The sequence below is a fragment of the Candidatus Binatia bacterium genome (genome assembly GCA_023150935.1).
Taxonomy (GTDB): domain Bacteria; phylum Desulfobacterota; class Binatia; order HRBIN30; family HRBIN30; genus JAKLJW01.
Window position 1 is genome coordinate 36,358 of record JAKLJW010000019.1, and the last position, 25,650, is coordinate 62,007.

Here is a 25,650-nt window from a genome sequence, read left to right on the forward strand (position 1 = left end):
TCCGGCCCCGCGGGGGTCGCAGGTGCTCATTCGCGACCTGGCGCACGCGCTTGCCGACCGCGGTCACCAGGTCCATGTCGTGACTTACCCGTACGGGCAGAGCTTGTCGCCGCTGCACGGTATTCACGTGCATCGGGTGGCGTGGCCGCGGGTCGGTGCCGGCGGACGTCCGCTGAGTTGGCGGAAGGTTGCGCTGGATGTTGGCCTATTCCTGGAACTTTACAGGGTCGTCAAGCGCGAGCGGATCGAAGTCATTCACGCGCACAACTACGAGGCCCCGCTGCTGGCGTATCCGGTGAGAGCGCTGGCGGGTGTGCCGGTTGTGTACCATTCTCACAACGTGCTGGGTGACGAGCTTGCGTACTACGCTTCCAGCCGGTGGCTGCGCAGGCTCGCTTCGTGGGTCGGCAACGCGCTCGATGCCGGGATACCGCGTCGGGCGGATTTCTGCATTGCACTGACTCCGGAGATCGAGTCCTGTCTGCGGCGACACGGAGTGTCGGCGCAGCGGGTCACGGTGGTGCCGCCCGGAGCCACGCCGCGAACGGAGGCCGAGACCGCTCCGTCCGGCGCTCCGTTCACTATCGTGTACGCCGGTAACTGTGACGGGTATCAAGATCTGGACGTGCTTTGGGACGCGGTTGAATCGCTGCGGCGTGAGTGCCCGGCGGTGGCCGTGCGCTTGGTTACGCACGACGCTGAGTGGGCCAGGGGCACGCGCCCCGGCCTGACGGCGTTGATGGCGGCCGGAGTGGCGCGCGTCGTGGTCGCGCCGACCTATGCGGCGGTGCGCCGGCAGATGGCGGAGGCCCATGTGCTGGTGTGCCCCCGCAGTTCGTGGTCGGGATTTCCGATTAAACTGATCAACTACATGTTGGCCGGTCGGCCGATCGTGGCCGCGGACGGTTCGGCAAAGGGATTGGTGGACGGCGAAACTGGGCTGACTTTTCGGAACGGCAGCGCGGAAGGGTTGGCCGCGGCGTTGCGGCGGCTCCACGATGATCCAGCGCTGCGGCGGCGCCTCGGCGACAACGCCCGCGTGGCGGCGCGCGCGCGCTATAGCTGGTCCCACGCTGCTTCGCAGATCGAGGCGATTTACGCCGAGGTCTGCGGCGGCGGGACTGATCCGGCGGCGCGGGTAAAGCCGCGTCCGCCTGTGCGGCGGCAGATGGGGTTTTCGTCGGCGGCAGCAGGGGTAGGACCGCAACGTCAAGCGGCGGGCACGGAATGCGACGCGATATGAAGACGAGTCTGGTCGGACTGGCTTTGCTGTTGGCTGTCGTCGGGTGCGGTGCCACTCGCCAGCCGGTCCCGCCCATCCCGCTCCCGCCTCTCGATGCGCAACCCCTGACCGCCGGGGCGACGGCTGTAGGACCCGACTACCGGCTGCAGCCGGGCGACCTGTTGCGGGTCAAGTTCGTTTACCATCCGGAGCTCGATGTGAAACTGCCGGTGCGTCCCGACGGCGGCATCAACCTGCAGGTCGCCGGTGACGTGCATGCGGCGGGGCTTACCGTCGACGAGCTCGAACGCGCCATCGTCGAGCGCACCAGCGATCGCCTGCGTGAACCCGAGGTCTCGGTGATCGTGGCGGATGTCGCGGAGCTCAAAGTCTACGTGGGGGGCGAGGTGAACGCCCCTGGTTTCGTCGTTTTCCAGGCCGGTATGACACCGTTGCAGGCGATTATGAGTCGTGGCGGCTTCACCGATACCGCGCGACTCGACAGCGTATTGCGGTTGTCGCCTTCCCATCCGGATAACCACGCTACGCGGCTGGATTTCACCCGGCCGCTCATCGAGGGTAGTCCGGAATGGACAGAGGTGGACGCGGGCGACGTGCTTTACGTGCCGCGCTCGTTCATTGGCGACGTCAACGCCTTCGTCCAACTGTACATTCGCAACGTGCTGCCCATATCGCCGCGCTTTGGCGCCGGTACGAGCTTCTGACGCGCACTGCTGTAGCTGACCGACTAGACTCATGGCACACGACAATCTGCGCCCGGACCGCCCCGCCGTTGGCCGTCACGGCAACGTGAATACGAACGGCAACGGCAACTCGAACGCCAATGCCAACCAGTCGGGTTGGGGCCCGGGCAACTGGGGACCGAGCGGCGCGGATCAGGTCCGCGACATCCTGCACGTGATCTTCAAGCACCAGCGGCTGATCGTCGTGCTCTTCCTCCTCGTGGCGTTTCCGGGCGTTCTGGTCACCTTCTTCAAGAAGCCGTCATTCGTGGCCAGCGCCAAGGTGATGATCTCGACGCAGCGCAGCGACCCGCTCGTGCAGCCGACCGACATGACGCGTCTGGACCCGGTGACGATCAACGAATCGCTGGTGAACTCCGAGGTGCATGTGCTTGGCAGCCGCGACCTTGTCGAACGTGTCGTGCGCACGCTCAACGCTCCGAACGAAGGGGGCGGCATCGCCAAGGCGGGCTCGTCGCGCCCGAACTTCGGCGACCAGGTCCTGGCAATGGGTCGTAATCTCGGGATCACGCCGATCAAGAACTCGAACGTGATCCAGATCGATTACCGCTCGGGCGATCCGATGGCGGCGACGCGTATCGTGAACCGGGTCGTCGACGAGTACCTTGCCTACCACGCCCAGGTGCATGGTCATAAGGGCTTGCCGAGGTTTTACGACGAGCAACGGCGGGATCTGGAGCGGCGCCTGCGGCAAGCCGAAGCCAGTCTCGTGGCCTTTGCCGATGCCGAGGGCATTGTGGCGCCGGACGAGGAAATCAGTTCGAGCATCCGCGTTGTCAGTGAATTATCTGGTGCGATGCGGGAGATGACAGCCAACATCGCGGCGGGCGAAGAAGCCGTGCGGGTGCTCCGCGATCAGATCGCGGCCCAGCCGGAAGTAGTGAAGCGGTCCCAGTACCTCGAGATCAATCCGGTCATCACTCAGCTCGGGACGCAACTCGTCGACCGCCAGGTCGACCGGGTGACGCTGCTGCGGAAGTACACCGAGAAGGACCGGCGGGTGCGCGACAATGCCGAGGAAATCGCCGAGCTGCAGTCCCAGATCGACACGGAAATGCGCGATCGTCCGACCGTGGTGGCGCATCAGTTGTTTCGCACCAACCCGCTGCGGGAATCGCGCCTGCGGGAAGTGTTGGACAAGGAAAGCTCGATTCGCGAGTGGCGGGCTCGCCACGCGGCGTTGGACGAGGAGTTGAGCCGCGCCAAGCGGCGGCTGGTTACGCTGCGGATCAAGAGTGTCGACTACGACCGTCTGCGTCAGGACGTCAAAGCCCAGCGCGACGCGTACGAGTTGTACGTAAAGCGAGAGCAGGAGGCGCGGATCAGCGACGCGATGGACGCACAGCGTCTCGTCAACGTCGACGTGGTGCAGCGGCCGGCGTTGCCCCTGCCGAAGGCCGACTCGCAGCGTGCCACGGTGGGTCTGTCGCTGCTTGCCGGCCTGGTTGTCGGTATTGCGGGGGCGTTCGGTCGGGAGTATCTGGTGCGCACGCTGCGCTCCGAGTATGACGTGGGCCGTCACCTCGGGTTGCCGATGTTGGCCAGCATCAGCGAGACGCCGCGGGGATGACGAGGCGGACCGTTAAGTGAGCAAGATATACGAAGCGCTCAAGCGCGCCGAGCAGGAACGCGAGCGGACACGTGGTCCTGCGGAGCAGCCGCCGGTGCCCCTCGGGGACGACGGTGCTGCCGACGGCCGGCCCGTGCCCGGCACGCAGGAGGAGTACCAGCGGCTGCGGGCGAGCTTGCTGTCGGTAACGGTTCCCGCCGGCCTGCATACGGTGCTGGTGACAGCGCCGAATCACGGCGAAGGGGCAACCACCGTGGCCATCGGTCTGGCGACCGCGCTCGGCCGCGAGCGCGAGGCCCGTGTGCTCCTGATCGAGGCCAATCCGCGCGCGCCGGTGCTTCGCCACCGGCTGGGGATCTCGGGGGACGCCGGATTGACAGATTTCATCGCCGGACGGGTGGCGCCCGAGGCGCTGCTGACGAGGATTGATCGCCACAATTTCTCGGTCATCCATGCCGGTGAGGCCGCGCACGCCGGTGCGGAGCTGGAAATGCTCAGCGGCTTGCTGACCCGATTGCGTCCGCAGTTCGATTTCATCGTCATCGACGGGCCACCGGTCAATCGGTATGCGGATGTGAGCGTGATCGCCCCGGTGGTCGACGGCGTCATCATGGTCGTAGAGGCGGACCGGACGCCCCTGGCCGATGCGGAGTCGGCGACCCGTGAGTTGGGCAAAGTAGGGGCGCGCATCCTCGGGGTCGTGCTCAACCGGCGGCGATCGTACATTCCGGCGTTTCTCGAAAGCTTACTGTAGACCTCAGACCTCCCCGGGACAGAAGAGATGCAGGCGGTTGGGACCGGTTACCCCGTGCGGGTGCGGGGCCTTGTGCCCGTAGTGGGGTTCGTTGCCGGCAGTGTGCTCATCGGGGCCGCCGTTGCCCGGCTCGGCCCGGCTGCGCTTCTGCCGGTTTTCGGGGTGCTGCTGATATCGGTCGTGATGGCGCGTCCCGAGTACGGTATCGCCCTGTTCCTGTCGACGTTTCTCATGTCGTACCCCCGCTGGATGCAGGGGTCGGGCTACCTGACGATCAACAATGCTCTCGGCGGCATCTTCCTCCTGCTGCTTACCTACCGGGTGTACCGGGATCAGGATTGGTGGTTCCTCAAGTCCCGCGAGATGCAGATCCTCGGGTTCATCATTCTGATCTTCTACCTCTCGGCGCGTTTCAACTCGCCCGATCCGCACAAGGTGGAACTGCTGGGGGCGGGCTTTTACTTCGCCGAGGGCCTGCGGACGTTCATCAATCGGGTGGCGTTCGTGCTCTTCCTCATCGTCTTCATTCGCACCCCGGCCCACCTGCGCATGCTGGTTCTGCTGGCGCTGTTCTTCATGGTGTTCACGGCGCTTACCGGCGTGCAGGGCGTGCTGCGCGGCGGCGGTCTGAAGGGTTATCGTGCTTTCACCGAGGTGAGCGATCTCGTCGCCGGGCAGGCTGGGCTGATTCGTTCCGCCGGCAACCCGAATCGACTGGCGATGTTCTCGATCCTCGCCATCGCGTCGCTCTGGTACCTCATGCAAGTGGTGCGTGTGCCGGCCATGCGCCTGCTGATTGTGCCGACCATGGCGCTGCTCGCCCTTGCCGTGTTCATGACGGCGTCGCGTAGCGGCCTGTTGGGGTTGCTGGTGTGCACCGCGGCGATCACGGTCGACGGCGGGTTCAATCTGCGCAAGCTGTTGAGCATCGGCCTTGCCGCGGCGCTCCTGGTCGTGATGGTGGTGCAGTTCGTGCCGGAGAAAAGCCTCGAACGAATCACCAACCTGCCAGGGACTTCGACGGCGGACACCGGCGAGGGCTCGGCGTCGATCGAGCGCCGCCAGGGCGCGGTAGGCCTGGCCGTCGACATCTTTCGCGACAACCCGGTCCTGGGCGTCGGTATGGGCAACTGGCACGTGGTGCGCTTCCTCAAGGACCCGGGCTATGCGGCCGGGTCGCCCCACAACTCCTATCTCCTTACGCTCGTGGAGGGGGGGCCGTTCGCTTTACTCGCGTTTCTCGTGTTGCTGTGGTGGACTTGGCAGAACTTGCGCTTTGCGGAGAGCTACGTGAGCGAACCTTTCTCGCCCCTGGGCGAGCTGGAATGGATCGTCAAGAGTTCGAAAGTCAGCCTCCTGGTGCTGGTCTTCTTCTCGATGGTTGCCGATCTCTGGAATCTGGTCGTTCTCTTTATGCTGGTGGGCTTCGGTGTCGTGGCTCGGCGACTGGTCGAGCAGTCGATGCGCGAAGAAGCTGCGGCAGCCTGACGGCCGCCCGGCATTGCGGACTGAGACTGTGGTGACGTTGCAGGCATATGCGGGTTTCCTGCAGGCGCTCGGGCACCGAGTGGTGCAGACGCGGAGTGCGCACTGGTACGATGCCAGTCGCTGGGTCGCTCTCAGCGCGCCGCCCAACCGGGCTTACGCGCCGGCACCGGACGAGATCCGCGCGGTCATGCGCGGGCTCTCGTGTGTCGGCGTCCGCTATGCCACGGCGTTGCCGGGTCCGGGCAAGCCGAGTTACCAGATCGTTTGCGACACGGCCGGGTACGGCCTCGAAACCCTGAGTGCGAATGCGCGCAGCAAGGTTCGTCGCGGCCTCAAACGCTGCCGTGTCGAACCCGTGGCGAGCAGTGTCGTCGCCACCGCCGGTAAGCAGGCGCATGCCGATACGGTCGGCCGTCAGGGCCGGGAAGGTGTGCTCGACGGACCTCGCTGGGACCGATTCTGGAAGGCGGTCGGTTCGACACCCGGCTTCGAGGTCTGGGGGGCGTGGTGCGGCGACGATCTGGCGGCGTTTCTCGTTAGCGTGACGTTTGCCGACTGTGTGGAGTTCCTGCTGGCGCGCTCGCGCAGCGATCACCTCGGGGCATACCCGAATAACGCGCTCCTCTTCTCGGTAACCGAAGAGATGTTGAGCCGGCGCGGCGTCGGTCGGATCACCTTCGGCCTGGAATCGCTGGAGGAGGTCGGCCCACTGGATCAATTCAAGTTTGGGATGGGGTTCCGCGCCGAGCCGCTCTGTCAGCGGGTGGTGCTGCACCCGGTCGTGCGCGCCGTCCTGCGTCCGGCGCCGATGCGCAGCGCCGTGCGGCGCTGGGCGGAACGGCGCGAGGATGCGGTGTTCTGGCGCAAGGCCGCCGGCATCCTGCGCTTCGCCGAGGACGGTGGGTGGTGAGCCCGGCAATGGGCAAGCTTGCGTATCTTTTCCCGGCCTTTCCGGTGTTCCATCAGACATTCGTCCTGTGGGAAGTCCTGGGGTTGCAGCGCAACGGTCTCGCGCCGGTGATCTATTCGCTGCGGCGTCCGCCGGCCGGTCGACAGCAACCCGAGGCCGAAGCCGTGGCGCGTAGCGTGCGCTACCTGCCCGCGGCTTTGTCGGCCGCCGTTCGCCGTGCGAACTGGCGCGCGCTGCGCCGGGCGCCGGGTCGTTATCTGGGGCTGTACGCCGACGTGGTGCGGGCGTGGCGAACGGGCCCCGCGGGCTCGGTGCGGGACGACGGATGGGAACCCGGTCGCGTACGTTTCTACGACCGTTTGCGGGGCTGGTGGAACGGGCACCCCTTGCCCTATTTGGTCAAGTCACTGGCGTTGGTGCCGGTGGCCGTGTACCTGGCGGAACGGCTGCACGACGACGGCGTGGCGCACCTGCACGTCCATTGGGCCAGTTACCCGGCGACCGTGGCGTATGTGATTCACCGCTGGAGCGGTCTGCCGTTCAGTGTCAGCGCGCACGCCTACGACATCTACATGGTGCCGCGCATGCTTCCCGCCAAGGTTCGCGCGGCCCGCTTCGTGGTCACCTGCGCCCGCACGAATGCCGACTACATGCGCCGGATCACCGGTCCGGAGGCGGATGGTAAGGTGCTGGTCAGCTATCACGGCGTCGACGTGACGCGTTTCACGCCGCCCGATTCCGCACCCGCGCGCCGGCCCTTTACGGTCGTCTCGTGCGGACAACTCGAGCGCTACAAGGGGATGCACTTGCTGGTGGAGGCCTGCGCGCAACTGCGGCGCGAAGGTGTCGACCTCGAGTGCTGGATAGTCGGCGACGGACCCTATCGTCCCGTACTCGAGCGGCTCGTCCAGACGCTTGCCGTCGGAGATTGCGTGCATCTAACCGGGCCACAACCGCATGCCGAGGTGGCCGCGCTCCTGCGCCGTGCCGACGTGTTCTCGCTGGCGAGCGAACTGGCCGGCCGGCGCCGTGACGTTATCGCCAACGTAATTGTCGAGGCCATGGCGGCCGGCTTGCCCGTCGTGGTTTCGCGCATTCCCGGGGTCGAGGAGTTGATCGAGGACGGGATAACCGGCTACCTGGTGCCGCCCAATCGGACCGATGCGCTGGCAGAGGTCCTGCGCGGGCTGCTCGAGAATCCGGAGGGGCGCCGGCGAGTCGGCCTGGCCGGACGGCGCCGCGTGTTGCAGGACTTCGATAACCACAAGAACGTACGCGCCCTGGCGCAACAGCTCGCGGCGGCCGTCGGTGCCGCGACGCCGCCCGAGCGAGTGGCCCGCGCGGGCTGACCCCGCGGCCGCCTTCGAGTCACGCTTTCCATGTCCTGGCGCGCGCGCTTGTTGTTGCTGCTGTTCGGCCTGGCGGCCGGTATCGGCACGATCGAAACCGTTCCGCGGCTGTTTTCGTGGCTGATGCCGCGCGGCTTTCGCGGCGTCGAAAGGGTGTACACCGGCCGCGCGCGCTGGGAACAGATGATGATTGCCGATCCGAACCTCGGCTACCGGCCGCGGCCGCGTCTGGATTTCCAGTTTCCCTCCGAGGGTCGCAAGATTCCCATCCGCACGACGGATCACGGGCTCGGCGACGTGGGTTTTCGCGACCTCGGAACGCGGCCGCCGTTCGCGGCGGTCGCCATCGGCGACTCGTTTACCTTTTGCGACGATGTGCCCGCCGATGCGTGCTGGGTACACCAGCTCGGCGCTCTCACCGGGCTACGGATCGGCACGCTCGGCGTCAGCGGCTACTCGACCATGGCCGAGGCACGGCTGCTGGCCCGTTACGCGCCGGCACTGGCTCCCCGGCTGGTTATTCAGACGCTGTTTCCGAACGACTTCATGGACAACGTCCTGTTCGAACGGTGGCGCAGCAGCGGCGCTCCGGATTTCTGGACATGGCGTGCTCAACAAGAAGGTCGCAGCCCGGTGCGGCGCTGGCTGGCCGATCGCTCGATCGTGTACCGCCTCGCGGAAGTCGGTTTGCGGGGCCTCGACGACAAGACGGTGAAGTACCAGGCCGACGGTCTCGATCTCGTCTTCCGCGTCGACCGCTGGTGGTTGGGCGTAACCGAGGGCGACCGTCAAGAGGAATTCGACCGTGGTTGGGCGCTGATGAAGCAGGCACTCGGGGATATCCGTGCCACGAGCGAACGGCTCGGAGCGCACCTGCTCGTGGTCTTGATTCCCATGAAGGAAGAGGTCTACTGGGACATTTTGCGTACGCGGATGCCTGGCAAGGAGGCGTCGAAAGCCGATAGCCCGCTTACCGTCGTGCGCCAGTTCTGTGCGGATACGGGCCTGGCCTGCTGCGATCTTACAGAGGCGCTGCGGACCGAGGCCGACACAGGCAGTCAGGTGTACTTCCGCGTCAGCGGCCACTGGAACGACGCGGGCAACACGGTGGCGGCGAGAGCCATTGCGGCTTGCCTGGCGGAGCGCGGCTGGCTTCCCGGGGACGTGGCGCATGCGGGCTCGTGAACCCGATCGGGGAAGTCCGAGGGCATTGGAGAAGGAAGCTCGGTTATGAACAAGGGCCTGCAGCGCGTCATCAAGCTCGGTCTCGGTGTGATCGTCGGACTTGTCCTGAGCGAGGTGGTCATCCGTGTCATGCCGCGCAGCTTGCTGCCCGCCGAGTTCAAGATCCTCGATCGCGTGTACGACGCTCGCGGTGCATGGCAGGGCATGATGCAGCCCGATCCGGTGCTCGGTTACGCCCTCAAGCCGGATCTCGATATACAGTTTCCCTCCGAGGGGCGCGCCATTCCGATCCGCACGACGACACACGGCCTCGGGAATGTCGGCTTCCGTGACATCGGTACCCAGCCGCCGTTCGCGGCCGTGGCCATCGGGGACTCGTTCACTCTGTGCGACGACGTGCCCGTGGAGGCGTGCTGGGTGAAGCACGTTGCCGATCGCACGGGAATGTCGTTCGCGACCCTGGGCGTCAACGGTTACTCCACCCTCGCCGAAGCTCGCGTCCTCGACCGCTACGGACGAAAACTGCAGCCCCGCCTCGTGCTGCTCGGCATCTTTCCGAACGATTTCAAGGACAACGTTAATTTCGACGAGTGGACGCGAAGCGGCACGGAAGACTTCTGGGTCTGGCTCGGTGCCCGGCGGGGAAGGGGCGAGTTCGGGCGCTGGCTGGCGGACCACTCGATCATCTATCGGATGTTCGATGGCGCCATGCGAGCCCGCGGCCGCGACATCGACAACTTCAAGCAGGGCGATCTCGACTTCGTCTTCCGCCTCGACCGCTGGTGGCTCGATCTGGTGCAGGACACGGAGAACAACCCCGGCTGGCACCTCATGCAGAAGGCCATCCTCGACATTCAGCGGATGTCGAAGGAGATGGGCGCCGAACTCGTCGTGCTCCTGTTCCCCCCCAAGGAGCAGATTTACTGGGACCAGGCGCGCCAATTCGCACCGCCCGAGGCGCGCGACCTGCCGGTGAGTCGCCCGCTCGATGTAGTGCAGCGGTTCCTCGATGCCCAGCACATTCCCGTGTGCCGGTTCGAAGACGCGTTGCGCGCAGAGGCCGCTCAGGGGCGGCAGTTGTATCATCGCATCAGCACGCACTGGAACGACGCCGGTAACGCCGTCGGGGCGCGGGCGGTTCTGCAGTGCCTGCAGGACAAGGGTCTCGTCAAGGAGCCGGCAGGGGGCGCCCGGGCCGCCGCTGTGCACTGAACCCGAGAGCGAGAGGAGCCATGCGGACAGAGAACGCAACAGCAGGGGATGCAGCGGTGGCGGAACGTCAGGTCGCTTTCTATCGCCCGGATATCGGCGAAGAAGAGATCGAAGCGGTGGTGCGGACTTTGCGGTCAGGTTGGCTGACCGTCGGTCCGCAGACGCAGGAATTCGAGCAGGCTTTTGCGGTTGCCGTGGGTGCACCGCACGCCATTGCGGTCAACTCGTGTACCGCGGCGCTGCACCTGGCGCTGGACGCGCTGGACCTGCAGCCCGGGGACGAGGTGATCACCAGTACGATCACGTTCACGGCGACCGGGGCGACAATTGTCCACGCGGGGGGGCGGCCCGTGCTTGCCGATGTTTCCCCCGACACGCTGAATATCGACCCGGCCGACGTCGTGCGGCGGATAACGCCGCGGACTCGCGCCATCGTCCCCGTGCACTTCGCCGGCCACCCCGCACCGATGGACGAGATCGTCGCGATTGCCCGAGAACACGGGTTGCACGTTCTCGATGACGCCGCCCACGCTCTACCGGCGAGCTACAAGGGCAAGTCGATCGGCGCCATCGGTGACACCACGGCCTTCAGTTTCTACGCCACCAAGAACCTGACGACCGGCGAGGGCGGGATGCTGACGACCGCGGACGGGGCGCTGGCCGAGCGGGTGCGGATGCGGCGCCTGCACGGGATGAGTAAGGACGCCTGGCGCCGTTACAGCGCCGCCGGATCGTGGCGGTATGACGTCACCTACCCGGGCTTCAAGTACAACATGACCGACATTGCGGCGGCGCTCGGTTTGGTGCAGCTACGTCGTCTGCCGGCGCTGCACGAACGCCGCCGGCAGCTCGCGGCATTGTACGGCACGGCGTTGGCCGACGTGCCGGAGCTGACGTTGCCGGCGACCCGAGCCGAGGTCGAGTCCGCATGGCATCTCTACGTGGTGCGGGTGCACCCGGATCGGCTCCGGGTGGATCGCGACGAAGTTATCGAGTTGCTGAAGGCCGCCGGTGTGGGTACCGGCGTGCACTTCATTCCGCTGTACGAGTTCGAGTACTACCGCGACGCTTACGGGTTCAGACCGGCGGATTACCCGGTGACCGCCGGGGCTGCGCCGTGTCTGATCTCGCTGCCGTTCTATACCGCGATGACTGACGACGATGCGCACCACGTGGCGGCGACGCTGCGCCGCGTGCTGGCTGCGAACCGGCGTTGACCGTGACCGCCGCCGGCTGTTCCCGCGTGACCGAAGGCCCCACAAATCATCTTCCCAGGCAGGTGAAGGCTTATGAGTGAAGCCGCAACGACGACCACGGAAACCGGCGCGAAGGATCAGGGCATACTGCGCGCCGTCAACCGCTTCTATGAGGAAAACCCGTTTCCGGGTTTCGATATCAACAAGTACCGCACGCGCGATGACCTCGTGAAACGCGCCAGTTGGTGGGCTCACAAGCTCGACGCCGAGATCCCGTACGACGCCGACGTGATCGACGTCGGCTGCGGCACCGGTCAGCTCGTGAACTTCCTCGGGCTCAAAGGGCGCCGGGTCATGGGTGTGGACTACTCGCAACACTCCCTCGCGCTGGCGGAGTCCCTGCGGGACAAGTTCAATCTTTCGACGGTCCGCTTCCAGCGCGAGAACATCCTCGAACTCAGCTTGCCGGACGAAAGCTTCGACTATGTGTTCTGCAACGGCGTGCTGCACCACACGAGCGATCCGTACGGGGGCTTCAAGCACATGGTTCGCATCTGTCGGCCCGGCGGGTACCTCGTGGTCGGCCTCTACAACACTTATGGCCGCCTGATGCTGCACGTCCGGCGCCGGGTGGTGAGGTTGCGGATGCGCTTCGATCCCGAGGCAAAGGACCGGGCCCTGGAAAAGCAGCTCGTCAAACTCGAGAACGACGCCGAGAAGAGGCGCACGTGGTGGGCCGACCAGTACGAGCATCCACACGAGAGTACACACACCGTGGACGAGGTGCTGGGCTGGTTCACGCGCCATGGCATTCGTTACCTGAGTTCGTTCCCCAAGGCCGAACTGTTCGGCGGTTCGGACAACGACCGCGTCTTCAAGCCACGGGGGGCCGGGTTCCTGTCCAACAACCCCGTTGCCCACGTGCTCGTGCAACTAGGCTGGATCGTCACTCAGAACGACGGCGGAGGCTACTTCGTAATGATCGGACAGAAGACGGGAGAAACTCGATGAACGTGCTCGGAATCTCCGCTTTGTACCACGACGCCGCGGCCTGCCTGCTCCGGGACGGAGAGGTTGTCGCCGCGGCCGCGGAAGAGCGCTTCACGCGGCGCAAGCATGATGCCGACATGCCGGTAAACGCGATCAAGTATTGTCTGGAGGCCGGACGCCTGCGCATCGACGACATCGATCACATCGGCTTCTACGAGAAGCCGTTCGTGAAGTTCAAGCGCATCCTCTACACGCACCTCGCCTGCTACCCGTTTTCGTTCACGCCGTTCCTGAAGGCGATCCCGTCGTGGATGAACGAGAAGCTCATCATTCCGTCGATCATCCGGCAGAAGACCGGTTACGAGGGCGAGGTGCTGATGATCGAGCACCATCTCTCGCACGCGGCGTCGAGCTTCCTGGTGTCGCCCTTCGAGGAAGCGGCCATCCTGACGGTCGACGGCGTTGGTGAGTGGTCGACGGCAACCTACGGGCACGGCGCCGGCACCGACATCCGGCTGTTCCGGGAGATCCGGTTCCCGCACTCGCTCGGCCTGCTGTACTCCGCGTTCACGTATTATCTCGGCTTCAAGGTGAACAGCGCCGAGTACAAGGTGATGGGATTGGCCCCTTACGGGCGCCCTATCTTCTACGACCAGATCCGCCAGCTCATCGACGTCAGGCCGGACGGCAGCTTCCATCTCGACATGCGCTACTTCAACTACCTGACCGGCCTGACGATGACGAACGGCAAATTCGATCAGTTATTCGGCGGTCCGGTGCGCAAACCCGACGATCCACTCGAGCAGCGCCACAAGGACCTGGCTGCCAGCGTGCAGAAGGTGACCGACGACGTCATGCTGCTGATGGCGAATCACATCGGGAAGGAGACCGGGTCGCGCAACCTGTGCCTTGCCGGTGGCGTGGCTCTGAACTGCGTCGCCAACGGACGCATCCTTCGCGAGGGGCCGTTTAAGCACATGTACGTCCAGCCTGCCGCCAGCGACGCGGGCGGCGCCATCGGAGTCGCCAGCTATATTTACCACACCCTCCAGCGGCACGACCGCAACTTCGTGCTGCGCCACGACTATCTCGGACCGGGATACTCCGAACAGGAGGTCCGGGAGTTCCTCGTCGGCAACGATATTCCGCATACGGTTCTCGAACGCGACGAGTTGCTGCGCCGTACGGCCCAGCTGATCGCCGACCAGCAGGTCGTCGGTTGGTTCCAGGGGCGCATGGAGTTCGGTCCGCGCGCGCTCGGGAACCGCAGTATTCTGGCCGACGCGCGCAATCCGGAGAACCGCGATCGGGTGAACCTGAAGATCAAGTTTCGCGAGAGCTTCCGGCCCTTCGCGCCGGCGGTGCTGGCAGACCGGGTGGGCGAGTACTTCGAGCTGTCGGAACCGAGCCCGTTCATGCTGCTGGTGGCGCAGGTACGGCCGGACCGCCGTACCATCCCGTCGGTAACCCACGTCGACGGGTCGGCGCGCGTGCAGACGGTGGAGCGCGATACCAATCCGTTGTTTTACGACCTGATCGCCGAATTCGACCGTCTTACTGGGACCCCGGTGATCATCAACACGTCGTTCAACGTGCGCGGCGAGCCGATCGTGTGTTCGCCGGCGGACGCGTATCGCTGCTTCGTGACCACAGGCATGGACTACCTCGTGATGGGTAACTGCTTGCTGGATAAGCAGAAACCGCTGCCGAAAATCGCGGGAGTCGACTGGGAACACACGTTTGCGCCGGATTAAGAGGGCACTGCCATGTGGAGCAAGATCAAAAAGGGATGGATGGCGTTCGTCGATGTCCTGGGGCGGGTTCAGACGACCCTGCTCCTGAGCATCATCTATCACATAGCCGTGGGGCCGATCGCCTTGGTAGCACGCCTATTACGCCGGGACTTCCTAGGGTTGCGGGCCAGGCCGGGGGAATCTTACGCGGCCGAGCTGGGGCCGTTGTCGACGACTCCGGAGCGGGCCCACCGGCAGTTTTGACCTGTACGGCCCCGTCGGACGCACGGGAACAGGGCTGGGGCAAGTCCTTGGTGAAGATTTTTCTTGTGTTTCCGACGCCGTTGTAGTGGAAACGTATGTATGCCCCAGGCGCGGGGGAGATTTTCGGAGGGCAAAAATGGGCAAAGTCCGTACTGTGGGACGTCTGTCGAAAGAGCTGTTCCAGTTCATGAAGGAAGACAAGCTCTGGTGGATGTCGCCGATTCTGGTGCTGCTCTTGATCGTGGGATCGCTGTTGATCGTCGTGCAGGGATCGGCGCTGGCGCCGTTGATCTACGCGATGTTCTAGCGTTGCCGCTGAGGTCGATCTGACGGGGGCGGGTGCCCACCGGCACTCCCGCCCCCCGGGGTCTTCACTCTCACAATCCGCGTCGGGGCCTGCGACCGACGGGAAGCGGTCAGGACACCATGCAGGCATATGCTCGAGTTCCCGATCAGGACCTGACACTGGCGCAAGCCGGCGCAGCAGGGGAAAACGCATCCCGCTTCGAGCGGAAGATCACGCCCCTCGGCGAGGTGGCCAAACACGCTCTCGACTTCGTGCTGGTGCTAATCGGGGTCACGCTGCTGCTGCCGGTGTTTGCTGCGGTTGCGGCGCTGATCAAGCTGGATTCGCGCGGGCCGGTGTTCTTCCGGCAGCGCCGCGCGGGTCGCAACGGCACGTTCTTCCGGATCTACAAGTTCCGCACCATGGTCGACGGGGCATACATGATGGGCTCGCGCCTGACGACCAAGCGCGACCCGCGGATCACCCGCGTCGGTCAGTACCTCCGCTGGACCAAGCTCGACGAGCTCCCGCAGTTGTTGAACGTCCTGCGCGGGGAGATGAGCCTGATTGGTCCACGACCCGAAGATCCTCACTTCGTCGAGTTCTACACGCCCATGCAGCGCAACGTCTTGTTGGCGCGACCCGGCCTGGTCGGTCCGAGCCAGATCATGGGCCGCGACGAGACCGAGGACTACCCGGACGGCCTGCGCGACACCGAGCGCTATTACGTCGAACGCATCTTGCCGGATAAGCTGGAGCGCGACCTGGAGTATGTGCGCACAGGGACATTCTGGGGCGACATATGGTTGTTGTTGCACGGTTTGTGGGCGACCGTATTCGGCGCGTTCCGACTCGAGTATCTGTGGCGTCGTCGCCGACGCTTCGCCCTGATGGCGGCCGACCTTGTGTTCTGCATGGCGGCTTACGTCATTGGGCTGCTGATTCGCTTCGACTGGGGGATGCCGGAGGCCGTCTGGACGTGGCAGGCGCTGGCGCTGACGGCGGTGGTGATGCCGCCCACACTGGCTTACTTCGGCGCGTATCAGGGTATCCTTTCCTACTTTGGCCTGTGGGACCTGCTGCAGCTTGCCAAGGGCGTTACGGCAGGTGTCGTCGCGGTCGCGGCCTTTACCTACCTGACCGGCATGCAGCAGCACCCGCGGTCGGTGTTCGTCATCTATTGGGCGGTGATGTTCCTGATGCTCGGCGGTCTGCGCTTCGTGCTGCGGCTGCGGGCGCGGGGTCGCGTGCGGGCGCACGCGCGTCGGCGCAAGGCGATAGTGGTCGGTGCCGGGACGGGTGGTGAGCATCTGCTGCGCGCGCTGATCGGCGATCCGGCGGCAGAGTATGACGTAACGGCGTGCATCGACGATTCGCCGGAACGTTGGGGCTCTCGCATTCACGGCGTCAAGGTGCTCGGTGGGCCTGCCGAACTGCGGCTGGCACTGTCGGCCAACGGAGTTCAGGTCGTCTTCGTTTGTTTGTCGGACATCGATATGCCGGCGGCGCGCGAGATCGCGGAGATCTGCGCCGATTCGGGTGTGGACTGCCGGTTGTTGCCGGCGCTGAGCGAGCTGTTGAACACGGATAACTTTACGGTCGAACGACCCACGTTGCGCGCCCCGGGCGGCGAGGCGCGTTGTGAAGCGTAGGCGGCGGCCGGGCGGGAGCGAACGGTTCGTTGAAGGAGGATGCATGCGAGACGATCTCGTGTTGGTGACCGGGGGCGCGGGCTACATTGGGTCGCACCTGGTGCGAAAGCTGTTGCGGCAGGGATACCGAGTGCGAGTGCTCGACAAGTTTCTCTATGGCGAGCACGGGATTTCCGAGCTGCGTGGCGATCCTAACGTCGAGGTGCGCTACGGCGATATCTGCAACATCCGTGACGTCGTTCAGGCGGTCAACGGCGTGCGCGCCGTCGTTGCCCTGGCGGCTCTGGTTGGCGATGCCGCGTGCGACCTCGATCCGCGCGAGGCGCTGATGACCAACTTCGAGGCGACGCGATGTCTGCTCGAGAGCTCCCGCGAAGCCGGCGTGCAGCGCCTGGTGTTCGCTTCTTCATGTAGCGTTTACGGCGCCAACGGGAGCGAGTTGCTGCACGAAAACTCGCACCTCAACCCGGTCTCGCTGTATGCGCGCACGCGTATCATGTCCGAGGAAGTGCTGTTGCACGAGCACGGACCCGTCGAGATCGTGATCCTGCGTCTGTCGACGGTATGCGGGCTGTCGCCGCGGATGCGGTTCGACCTGATGGTCAACACGATCACGGCGCGGGCTATGGTGGAAGGGAAAGTGCGCATCGTGGGAGCCAACCAGTGGCGCCCGCACATTCACGTGCAGGATGCCGCCGAAGCCTTCCTGGCTTCGGTCGACGCACCATCGGAGGTGGCGGCCGGGGGCATATTCAATGTCGGGGCCGATCACCTGAACTTCACGGTCGGCGAGGTGGCTGCCAAGGTCGTCGAGCAGGTGCCGGGCACGGTCGTCGAGTATTTCGACCGCATCGAAGACCGGCGAAGCTATCGGGTGTGTTTCGATAACATCCGGGATCGGCTTGGTTTTCAACCGCTGCACACCGTCGATGATGCGATTCGCGAGGTGCGCACCGTGCTCGAAACCGGTGAGGTCGGCGATTACGGGGACGAGGTGTATCACAACGTCAAGCAGCTGCAGCGTAACAGCCGTCAGCAGACTCTCTCGGCCTGAGCCGGGGTACTCCCCACAGGCGTCGTTCCGTAACATGAGTGCTTCGCGCACCCTGCGTGTCGGTTTGGTCGGGTGTGGACGGATCGCGCACGTCCACGCTGGTTACTTGCGGCAGACGCCGCACGTGACCTTCGTGGGCGCGTGCGACACCAACCCCGAAAGCCGTGAGACGTTCACCGCCCGGTGGCAGGTGCCGACCTTTGCCGACATCGACGAAATGCTGAGCGCCGCCGCCCCCGACGCGGCGCACGTGGTTACTCCGCCGGCGTCGCATGTGGCGCTGGCGGTCAGACTGCTGGATGCCGGGCTGCACGTTCTCGTCGAGAAGCCGCTGGCATTGAGCGTGGTGGAAGTCGACCGCATGCTGGCGGCGGCGCAACGCCGGCAACGCGTGCTGACGGCCAATCATAATCGCTGGTTCGACCCCGTGGTCGCGGCGGCGCGCAACCTGCTCGACTCGGGGCGGTTGGGGGCTCTGGTCGGTGTGGACGTGTTTCAGGGCGCCGCCGCGGGCGAGGCCGACCCGGCTGCCGGGGCGCATTGGAGCCGAGCCCTGCCGGGCGGAATGCTGTACAACCTCGGTCCCCATCCGACTTATCTGCTGCGTAATTTCGTCGGCCCGGTACAGGAGATCCAGGTCCTCTCCGATGCCGACAGTGCAGGGCAGCTTCGTGAAGTGCGGGCCCTGGTGCGCGGCGCCGCCGCGGTCGGCTCCCTGACGATCTCTTTGCAGACTCAGCCGTTCATGAATCGGTTGACGCTGTACGGGACCGCGATGACGGCGGAGGTTAATCTCAACAACATGACGCTGTTGGTCCGTCGCACTCGCCGCACGCCGAAGCTGGTCGGCAAGGTACTGCCTAATCTCGACGAGGCGACGCAACTGGTGTGGGCGACCGTCGTCAACACGATCGAATTCCTGCGCGGCAGGCAACGGTACTATCCCGGGATGGGGTTGCACTTCCGTGCCCTGTACGAGGCGTTGGCCGCGGGGGGCGTCCCGCCGGTGAGTGCAAACGAGGCGCGCGAGGCGGTCTGGCTTATGGAGCAGATCTGGCAACGGGCGGGGGCCAGCGCCGGGGGGCCGGCAACGGAGGTGGCGGCGTGAAGGTGCTCGTGACCGGGGCTACCGGCTTTCTCGGCCGCAGTATCGTCGCCCGCCTGCAGCGGGAGGCCGTCGAGGTGCGTGCCCTGGTGCGGCCGGGCCGGGCAGGTTTGCCGCCCGACGTGGAACCGTGTCCGGGAGACCTCAAGGACGAGGCGTCGATCGCGACCGCGGTGCAGGGCGTCGATGCGGTCGTGCACGCCGGGGCCAAGGTGGATACGAGCGGCAAGTGGGAGGAATTTGCCGAGGTTAACATTCGGGGCACGCGACGGGTGATCAGCGCGGCGCGCGCCTCCGGTGTCGGCCGCATCGTCCACATCAGCTCGCTGAGCGTTTACGATGTCGATCGTGACGGCGTAACTATTACCGAAGATAGCCCTTACGAGAGTGAAGCCAACGCGCGCGGTCACTACAGCCGCTCGAAGCTCGCCGCCGATCGCCTGGCGCTAACCGAGGCCCGTGCCGGTGCGCCGGTCGTGGTGCTGAGGCCGGGTCTCCTCTACGGACCGGGCAAGCGCCCGCCGCTGGCGCGGCAGAGTTTCGCGGTGAAGGGCTGGAAACTGATCCTGGCGCGGCCGAATTATCCCCTGCCGATGTCCTACGTCGATAACACGGCGGATGCGGTCTGGTTGGCGCTGCACTGCCCCGACGCGATCGGGCAAGCCTTCACGATCGTGGACGAGAACATCCGGCAGAACGAATTGGTGTCGCTGTATCGGGCGGCGTCGGGAGAAGTCTGGCGCCCGGTTTTTCTCCCGGTCGGTACCGTTGCGCTTGCGGCCGGGGTCGCCGAACGCGGCTTACGCCTGGTGCGGCGCCGATCGCCGGTAACCTACCATCAGGTGCGGCGGGCCACCGACCGCGCCTGGTACGACTGCTCCCGTGCCGAGCAGGTGCTCGGCTGGCGTCCCGCGGTGCCCGTCCACGAAGGATTGCGCCGCACCTTCGAGTCGATCCGGACGTTGGCCAACGCGCCGGCAGCCGCGTAGCGCCGTTGGCGCCAGCGCGCGAAGGGAATGATCGCCCATGATCGGGATTCGTGACGTCGCCTGCTATCTCCCCGAGGGCACGTTGCACTCGGCAGACCTCCGCGCCCGACTGGGTTTCAAGCCGGGGTTTCTCGAAGACAAGGTGGGTGTCGAGATTCGCCGCATCTCGGCGCCGGACGAAAGTACCAGCGACATGGCGGTTCGGGCCTTCGAGCGGCTTCGGACGCGCTGTCCCGGGGAAGGCTTCGAGGACGTTGGGCTGCTGCTGTTCTGCACGCAGAATCCGGACTTCAAGATCCCCAATACCGCGAGCCTGGTGCAGCATCGGCTCGGGCTTCCTAAGTCGATGCTGGCCTTCGATATCGCGCTGGCTTGCTCGGGCTACGTGGCGTCGATCGTGACCGCCAAGGCCTTGATGACCGAACTCGGGGTCGACAAGGCGCTCGTCTTCACCGCCGACCCGTACAGCAAGATCATCGATCCAGAGGATCGTACGACGGTGGCGTTGTTCGGAGATGCAGCGACGGTAACGGTGGTGCAGCGCGGCGGCCGCCTGTCGATCTGCAAGAGCGCGTTCGGGAACGACGGCGGCAAGTACGACGCCTTGATAGTTCCGAACAGCGGTACGGCGAAGATAGACGGTGCCGCCGAGGTACTGCGGCTCGACGGCCGCAGTATCTACGAGCTGCTCAAGACCGAGGCCCCGCCGAACATCCGAGCCTGCGCGGCGATCAACGGTCTGACGCTCGAGGCAATCGACCTGTTCTTGTTCCATCAGGCGAGTGCGTGGCTCTTGCGGGGATTGCTCGAAGACCTGGGGCTGCCGGCGGAAAAGGTGCCCACAAACCTGCGGCTCATCGGCAACACGGTCTCGTCGTCGATCCCGTTGCTTCTCGACGAGGTAATGTACGGCGGTGGGCCGCTGCCCCGGACGATGCTCATGAGCGGGTTCGGAGCCGGCCTGGCATGGGCGTCCGTCGTGTTGCGAAGCTGAGTCGATGCGGCGGAACCTGGAGCAATCGAGCGCCGCGCCGGGCAGTCAGGAGGAATTCGTAAATGGCAAGTGAGATCGAGGTGCGCAATCAACTGCTGACCATTCTGTCGCGGATGTTGGAAACCCCGCCGCAGTACGCGCCCGGGGCGGACATATTCGAGGACTTCGGCCTCGATTCGCTCGACCAGATCGAGTTCCTGTTCAACGTCGAGGAATCCTTCGGAGTGAAGATCGCGGACGAGACCTTCGAAGGCGAAGGCCTGCGGGAGTTCGATCGCCTCGTGGCGCATCTCGCCGAAAGGCAGTCCGCCGCGAATTGACCCGGAACCGGTTCGGGACCGCATGATCCACGAAGTCGCCAGCGATCTGCCAAAGCTCGGTGCCCGTGACTATGTGCAGGGCGGCAGCATCTTGAACGCCATCCTCCGGTTGGCCGACGAAGTCATCGGACCTCGGTGGTTGGAGGGGACGACGATCGCGTCCTTCAAGCTGCAGCGCGAGAGCACGGGTAACGGCCGCTTCAGGCTGGCAGACGAACCGCTGGACGATCAGGACGGAGCGCACGCGAGCTTCGTTGCCCAGCGCCCGGGGTCGCGCCTCCACGTCTGCTACTACGACGAAGGCCGGCCAACCCGCCGGGAAGACTACGACGAGGAGTCGTATTACCGCGTCGTGACGGTAGGGGGCGACCTGTGTGGCGAGTTCGTCTTCCCGGGGGGGCGGCCGCGGGAGCACTTCGTTCGGGCCATGGTAGGAGCGAACAAACGAGTACACGAGAAGGCAGTCGGTTTTGGTGCGCCCCTCAAGCGCATCCAGTTCCTGTATCTGAAGGGGCTCGACGGCGTGGCCTTGCAACACGCGGATGCCGAGTATGCCGTACGTATCGACAACGTCTCCGTGCAGGAGCGCGATCGTGAGGTCTGGACGATCAACCGTATGGCGGTGACCGCGCCGCATGTCCGCACAGAGTTTCGCATTTGTTACCGTGCCGTAAGGGAGGTCGCGTGAAGGCGGACGCGACGACCGCAGCGGTGGCGGTCGCCGGTGGGGAGGTGCCGGCGACCGCTGCCGCCCCGCGGGCCGACCGGGCGTTCGTGTTCGCGCGCGAGCACGGCACGCGGGCGTCGGAGGTGAACCAGTTCTACAACGGCTTCACGGGCAAGGACCGTTCGCTGGCGGCGCACCGTTGGGAGTTCTTCGCAGGGCCGGGTGGACCGGCGCTGGTGTGGACGATCACCGAAGCGGTATCGCGGCGGATCGTCGGTCACCATGCCATCGTCCCGACGCCGATGGTGTGCCGCGGCGTCACGGTTCCCGGAGGGCGTACGGAAAACACTATTATCGACCCGGCTTTTCGGACCAAGGTGTTCTATCCCGGAATGGAAAAGAGGGCACTGGCCGAGACCCTGGAGTCTTTGCGGGTCGTATACACGATACACTCGACCGGACCGGGCCGTTTGCGGGAGCGCCTCGGGTATTCGACGGCGGGTCGATGGGTCGTGTACGTTCCCCGCAGCGGGCCGCTGTACCTGCGAGCGTTGCTGCGACGCGGTAGCGGGGCGCTGGGCTTGCGGGTGCCCGAGGTGGCGCTCGGCGCCGCCGCTCGCACCGTAGGTGTTGCACAGCGGCTGAGGCGCGGTCTGCGCGGGCGCTCGGGGGTAATAGTCCAGGAGGTGGAGAACGTCGACGCTCTCGGGGGCGAGTACGAGGCGTTCTGGGCGCGCGCCCGCGACGGTTACCCGATGACCATCGACCGATCCCCGGCCTTCCTGCGATGGCGGTTTGCCGACAATCCTCACCTGCGCTGCCGGACCTGGACGGTGCGGCGAGGGGGTCGACTTGCTGCGGTGATCATCGGCCATCGACATGTGCTGGAAGGAGCATCCGCGCTCTACGTCGACGACATCGTCGTGGGAGCATACGGGGAGGCGGACTTCACTGCCGCCGTTAGTTGCCTGGATACGCTCGATCCGGGGGCGGATTCCGTGGTCCTGACGACTCTCGCCGTGGACACTCCATTGCACCGGGTCTTGCGCCGGCGCTTTCCGGTGCAGGCGCGGCTGCTCGATCGGTACGGCTCGCGGCTGTTCGACGAGATGCTGGTGCTCGACAAGAGCGACGCGGATAACCCGGAGCCCTGGTACGTAACGGCAATCTTTACCGAGGGGATGGATACTTCGCGGTGAGCCTCAGACCTCCGAATCGGTGGGCGCGGGGGGCATTCTGCGGCGCGCGCGGCGGGCGGCGCCGCGGATCAGGCCGGCGAAGAACCGGAGATCGTCGGTGTCGGCAACCAGCACCTGGCGCAAGGAGACTCCCGCCCGCGGAAGGAACGCGACGAGCAGGATGCCGCACGCTATCGAGTACGAAATCGCCGTCGACATCGCGGCGCCGACAATGCCGAGAGACGGGATGAGGAGGAAGTTCAGCAGGATGTTCAATCCCAATGCCGGGACGCCGGCGGCAATGTTGACCCGCTGGCGGTTCTGGCTGGTGAAGTCGCGGGTCAGGATGACGAACACGGACAGGGCCAGCGCGCCGATGCCGGCCCACAGCAACGGCCTTCCCGCGGGGGCATAAGCCTCGCCGTACCACAGCACGATGATACTTGGTCCTAACAGCACGAGCGGAATCACGAGCGCCCCGGTGAGCAAGAGAGTGCGCCGGCACGCCTGGGCGGTGAGCCGATGAATCTGCTCTTCGGGCAAGGAGGCCAGGCGCGGATACAGGACGACGCCAACGGCCTGCGGGATTTCGAGGACCAGTTCGGTGAAGCGCAGCGCCAGCGAATAGAAGGCGGTCTCGGCGGGGCCGAGGAAGTAAGATACCAGGTAAACGTCGGCGCGGAGAAGCATGTGGGAAGTCAGTGTTTGTGCGTAGGACTGGACACCGAAGGTCAGTTGCCGGCGCAGGAGCGGCGGGTCGATGCGCAGCGTGAACGGGATGACACGCCGCATCGTTACGACGAGCCACGTGACGTTGAGCACCGTCGTGAAGGTGTGGATCGCGACGGCGGCGAACAAGCCGAAGCCCAGTATTGGAAGGGCCACGACCACGAGGACGAACCGCAGTCCTTCGCTGACCAGCAATCGGGTGTTGTACACATGGAAGCGACCGGTCGCCTGCAGGACCCCGTAGAGGTAGTCGTCGAGCAACATGAGCGGCACCCGCATCAGGGCGAAGGCGAGCGCCCACGTGGGCACGTTGCGCAGCACGGTTTCGAAGAGACCGCCCCGGGCCAGCCAGACGATCGTGGCGGCCGTCAGGCCGAGCACAATAGCCAGCGCGGTGGCGTTCGATGCCACCTGCACCGGCGAAATGCGCTCGCGGTTGATGAAGTACACGTTGGCCTGGGTCATGCCCAGCTTCACCAGGGTCACCACGGTCGACGGGACGAGCAGTACCAGAGCGAGGATGCCGCGGTCGTGGGGCCCGAGAATGCGAGCCAGTATCACGCCGGTGGCGATGCCGAGGAGCGACCAGACGGCGCGGGTGCCGAACACCCCGAGGATGTCGCGCGAGAGACGACGGTGTGCCAAGCGAGTTCTCGTTCGGTGGCCGGCTACCGCGTGGCGTTGCCGGGGCGATGGCGGGGATCGACTGGGCGAGGGACGTTCATGGATGCGAGAAGCCCTCGCATAACCGACCCCTGCATCGCTTGCAAGGAAGAGAGTGCGTGGTCGTACACGCGGCCAGAGTGAGAGAAGAGCCATGATTCGGGTGTTGTTTGTCGAAGCTTCGACCGGGGGCGTGCTTGGCGGTTCGCTGACCGGTCTGTACCACCTGATCCGTGGGATGGACCGCACGGGCTTTGCATCGGGTATGGTCCTGTACGAGCCGAAGGGTATCGAGGATGACCTGGCGCGGTTGGACGTGCCGGTGTTCTACGTGACTCGGCGGCGAGTCGAGAAGGAGCATGCGCTGCTGCGCTACGAGGGCTACCGCCAGGCCAAGTCGTGGCAGCCGGTGCGCTCGGCTCTGGCGTTGGGGCGCCAGACCCTGCGCCTCGCGATCGAAGAGATGCCCACCGCACTGCGCCTGGCCCGGATAATTCGCCGCTTTCGTGCCGATGTGGTTCATCTCGGCAACGGTCTGCGCGCCAATTTCGACGGCGTTCTCGCCTGCATGATGACGCGGACGCCGTGTCTGGTTCACGTCAAGGGCTTCGAGAAGTTCACGGACCGGGAACGAAGGATCGCACCGCGGGTCGATGCCCTGGTCAGCATGACCCAGGCGGTCGATGCACATTGCCGGCGACTCGGTGTGATCGGCCGGAGCATGTACGTTGTCTATGACGCGCTGGACGAACAGGGTTTTGTGCCACGGCGGGAACCGGGAGCGGTCCGGGCAGAGCTGGGCATTACCAACGGTTCGCCGTGCGTTGGGGTGGTCGGTAACATACAGGAGTGGAAAGGGCAGGCGGTGCTCGTCGAGGCCATGGCCCGCGTCGTCGAGGCGGTACCGCGCGCCCGCGCGTTGATTATCGGTGGGGTGCATCGTGCCGGGGCGCAGTACGGGGATGCCCTGCGAGCGCGCATCGCCGAGCTCGGACTGGGCGAGTCGATCGCCTTCACGGGATTCCGTCGCGATGTGCCCGACGTAATGAACGCACTCGACGTGGTCGCGCACACGTCCGTACGCGCGGAGCCTTTCGGCCGCGTTATTCTCGAGGCCATGCTGCTCGGCAAACCGGTGGTGGCGACGGCGGCCGGTGGCGTGCCGGAGCTGATCGCGGACGGTACGACGGGGTTTCTGACCCCGCCGGGCGAGCCGGCCGCCCTCGCCGAGCGGCTCATTCCGTTGTTGCGCGACGCCGACTTGCGAAGCAGAGTTGGTATAGAGGCACGCCGCTGGGCGCGCGAGCGATTCAATCTTCCGAGGCACGTTGCCGAGACGTGCGCGATCTACGAACAGCTCACGAAGGGGCACTGAC

The 25,650-nt window shown here is 65.4% G+C and carries 24 protein-coding genes; 23 read left to right on the top strand and 1 reads right to left on the bottom strand.

Annotation, left to right across the window (positions count from 1 at the left end; all coding sequences use genetic code 11):
* The first annotated feature begins 22 nt into the window (after positions 1-22).
* From L6Q96_12625 to L6Q96_12730, 22 genes are all read left to right on the top strand, one after another.
* Positions 23-1,243, top strand: coding sequence for a glycosyltransferase family 4 protein (locus tag L6Q96_12625; GenBank protein ID MCK6555404.1), 1,221 nt, complete (start codon positions 23-25; stop codon positions 1,241-1,243).
* Positions 1,240-1,947: a polysaccharide export protein gene (locus L6Q96_12630; protein ID MCK6555405.1), complete on the top strand. Its 708-nt coding sequence runs from the start codon at positions 1,240-1,242 to the stop codon at positions 1,945-1,947. Before L6Q96_12625 ends, L6Q96_12630 begins: the two co-directional genes overlap by 4 nt.
* 31 nt (positions 1,948-1,978) lie before the next feature.
* Complete coding sequence (locus L6Q96_12635; protein MCK6555406.1) at positions 1,979-3,556, top strand: GumC family protein; 1,578 nt, start codon at positions 1,979-1,981, stop codon at positions 3,554-3,556.
* Between the two features lie 16 nt (positions 3,557-3,572).
* Positions 3,573-4,310 (top strand): CpsD/CapB family tyrosine-protein kinase, encoded by a 738-nt coding sequence (locus L6Q96_12640; GenBank protein ID MCK6555407.1) that lies wholly within the window; start codon positions 3,573-3,575, stop codon positions 4,308-4,310.
* 27 nt (positions 4,311-4,337) lie between these two features.
* Positions 4,338-5,798 (top strand): O-antigen ligase family protein, encoded by a 1,461-nt coding sequence (locus L6Q96_12645; protein ID MCK6555408.1) that lies wholly within the window; start codon positions 4,338-4,340, stop codon positions 5,796-5,798.
* Positions 5,799-5,829: 31 nt separating this feature from the next.
* On the top strand, positions 5,830-6,708 hold the full coding sequence (locus tag L6Q96_12650; GenBank protein ID MCK6555409.1) for a hypothetical protein: 879 nt from the start codon (positions 5,830-5,832) through the stop codon (positions 6,706-6,708).
* Entirely contained in the window at positions 6,705-8,057 is a 1,353-nt protein-coding gene (locus tag L6Q96_12655; GenBank protein ID MCK6555410.1) for a glycosyltransferase, read from the top strand. Before L6Q96_12650 ends, L6Q96_12655 begins: the two co-directional genes overlap by 4 nt.
* 30 nt (positions 8,058-8,087) lie before the next feature.
* Positions 8,088-9,242: a hypothetical protein gene (locus tag L6Q96_12660; GenBank protein ID MCK6555411.1), complete on the top strand. Its 1,155-nt coding sequence runs from the start codon at positions 8,088-8,090 to the stop codon at positions 9,240-9,242.
* 45 nt (positions 9,243-9,287) lie between these two features.
* On the top strand, positions 9,288-10,454 hold the full coding sequence (locus L6Q96_12665; protein ID MCK6555412.1) for a hypothetical protein: 1,167 nt from the start codon (positions 9,288-9,290) through the stop codon (positions 10,452-10,454).
* Positions 10,455-10,474: 20 nt separating this feature from the next.
* Positions 10,475-11,671, top strand: a complete 1,197-nt coding sequence (locus L6Q96_12670; GenBank protein ID MCK6555413.1) for a DegT/DnrJ/EryC1/StrS aminotransferase family protein — start codon at positions 10,475-10,477, stop codon at positions 11,669-11,671.
* Positions 11,672-11,743: 72 nt separating this feature from the next.
* Positions 11,744-12,661 (top strand): methyltransferase domain-containing protein, encoded by a 918-nt coding sequence (locus L6Q96_12675; protein ID MCK6555414.1) that lies wholly within the window; start codon positions 11,744-11,746, stop codon positions 12,659-12,661.
* Complete coding sequence (locus tag L6Q96_12680; GenBank protein ID MCK6555415.1) at positions 12,658-14,394, top strand: carbamoyltransferase; 1,737 nt, start codon at positions 12,658-12,660, stop codon at positions 14,392-14,394. Before L6Q96_12675 ends, L6Q96_12680 begins: the two co-directional genes overlap by 4 nt.
* 12 nt (positions 14,395-14,406) lie before the next feature.
* Positions 14,407-14,637 (top strand): hypothetical protein, encoded by a 231-nt coding sequence (locus tag L6Q96_12685; protein ID MCK6555416.1) that lies wholly within the window; start codon positions 14,407-14,409, stop codon positions 14,635-14,637.
* Positions 14,638-14,791: 154 nt separating this feature from the next.
* Positions 14,792-14,944 (top strand): DUF5989 family protein, encoded by a 153-nt coding sequence (locus tag L6Q96_12690; protein ID MCK6555417.1) that lies wholly within the window; start codon positions 14,792-14,794, stop codon positions 14,942-14,944.
* Positions 14,945-15,063: 119 nt separating this feature from the next.
* A complete protein-coding gene (locus tag L6Q96_12695) occupies positions 15,064-16,575 on the top strand; it encodes a sugar transferase (protein MCK6555418.1) in 1,512 nt (503 codons plus the stop codon).
* A gap of 43 nt (positions 16,576-16,618) precedes the next feature.
* Positions 16,619-17,629 carry an NAD(P)-dependent oxidoreductase gene (locus L6Q96_12700; GenBank protein MCK6555419.1) on the top strand — a complete coding sequence of 337 codons (1,011 nt, stop codon included), beginning with the start codon at positions 16,619-16,621 and terminating at the stop codon, positions 17,627-17,629.
* Between the two features lie 34 nt (positions 17,630-17,663).
* The gene (locus L6Q96_12705; protein ID MCK6555420.1) at positions 17,664-18,737 is read left to right on the top strand and encodes a Gfo/Idh/MocA family oxidoreductase; all 1,074 of its coding nucleotides are present in this window, start codon (positions 17,664-17,666) and stop codon (positions 18,735-18,737) included.
* Positions 18,734-19,723 (top strand): NAD-dependent epimerase/dehydratase family protein, encoded by a 990-nt coding sequence (locus tag L6Q96_12710; GenBank protein ID MCK6555421.1) that lies wholly within the window; start codon positions 18,734-18,736, stop codon positions 19,721-19,723. Before L6Q96_12705 ends, L6Q96_12710 begins: the two co-directional genes overlap by 4 nt.
* 37 nt (positions 19,724-19,760) lie before the next feature.
* A complete protein-coding gene (locus L6Q96_12715) occupies positions 19,761-20,717 on the top strand; it encodes a ketoacyl-ACP synthase III (GenBank protein MCK6555422.1) in 957 nt (318 codons plus the stop codon).
* Positions 20,718-20,779: 62 nt separating this feature from the next.
* A complete protein-coding gene (locus L6Q96_12720) occupies positions 20,780-21,037 on the top strand; it encodes a phosphopantetheine-binding protein (protein ID MCK6555423.1) in 258 nt (85 codons plus the stop codon).
* A 22-nt stretch (positions 21,038-21,059) separates the two neighbouring features.
* The gene (locus L6Q96_12725; protein ID MCK6555424.1) at positions 21,060-21,725 is read left to right on the top strand and encodes a hypothetical protein; all 666 of its coding nucleotides are present in this window, start codon (positions 21,060-21,062) and stop codon (positions 21,723-21,725) included.
* Positions 21,722-22,903, top strand: a complete 1,182-nt coding sequence (locus tag L6Q96_12730) for a hypothetical protein (protein ID MCK6555425.1) — start codon at positions 21,722-21,724, stop codon at positions 22,901-22,903. Before L6Q96_12725 ends, L6Q96_12730 begins: the two co-directional genes overlap by 4 nt.
* A 3-nt stretch (positions 22,904-22,906) precedes the next feature.
* On the opposite strand, the gene L6Q96_12735 is transcribed toward L6Q96_12730, so the two are convergent.
* Entirely contained in the window at positions 22,907-24,256 is a 1,350-nt protein-coding gene (locus L6Q96_12735) for an oligosaccharide flippase family protein (GenBank protein MCK6555426.1), read from the bottom strand.
* A 172-nt stretch (positions 24,257-24,428) separates the two neighbouring features.
* On the opposite strand from L6Q96_12735, the gene L6Q96_12740 reads away from it, so the two are divergent.
* Positions 24,429-25,649 carry a glycosyltransferase gene (locus L6Q96_12740; protein ID MCK6555427.1) on the top strand — a complete coding sequence of 407 codons (1,221 nt, stop codon included), beginning with the start codon at positions 24,429-24,431 and terminating at the stop codon, positions 25,647-25,649.
* Position 25,650 lies beyond the last annotated feature (1 nt).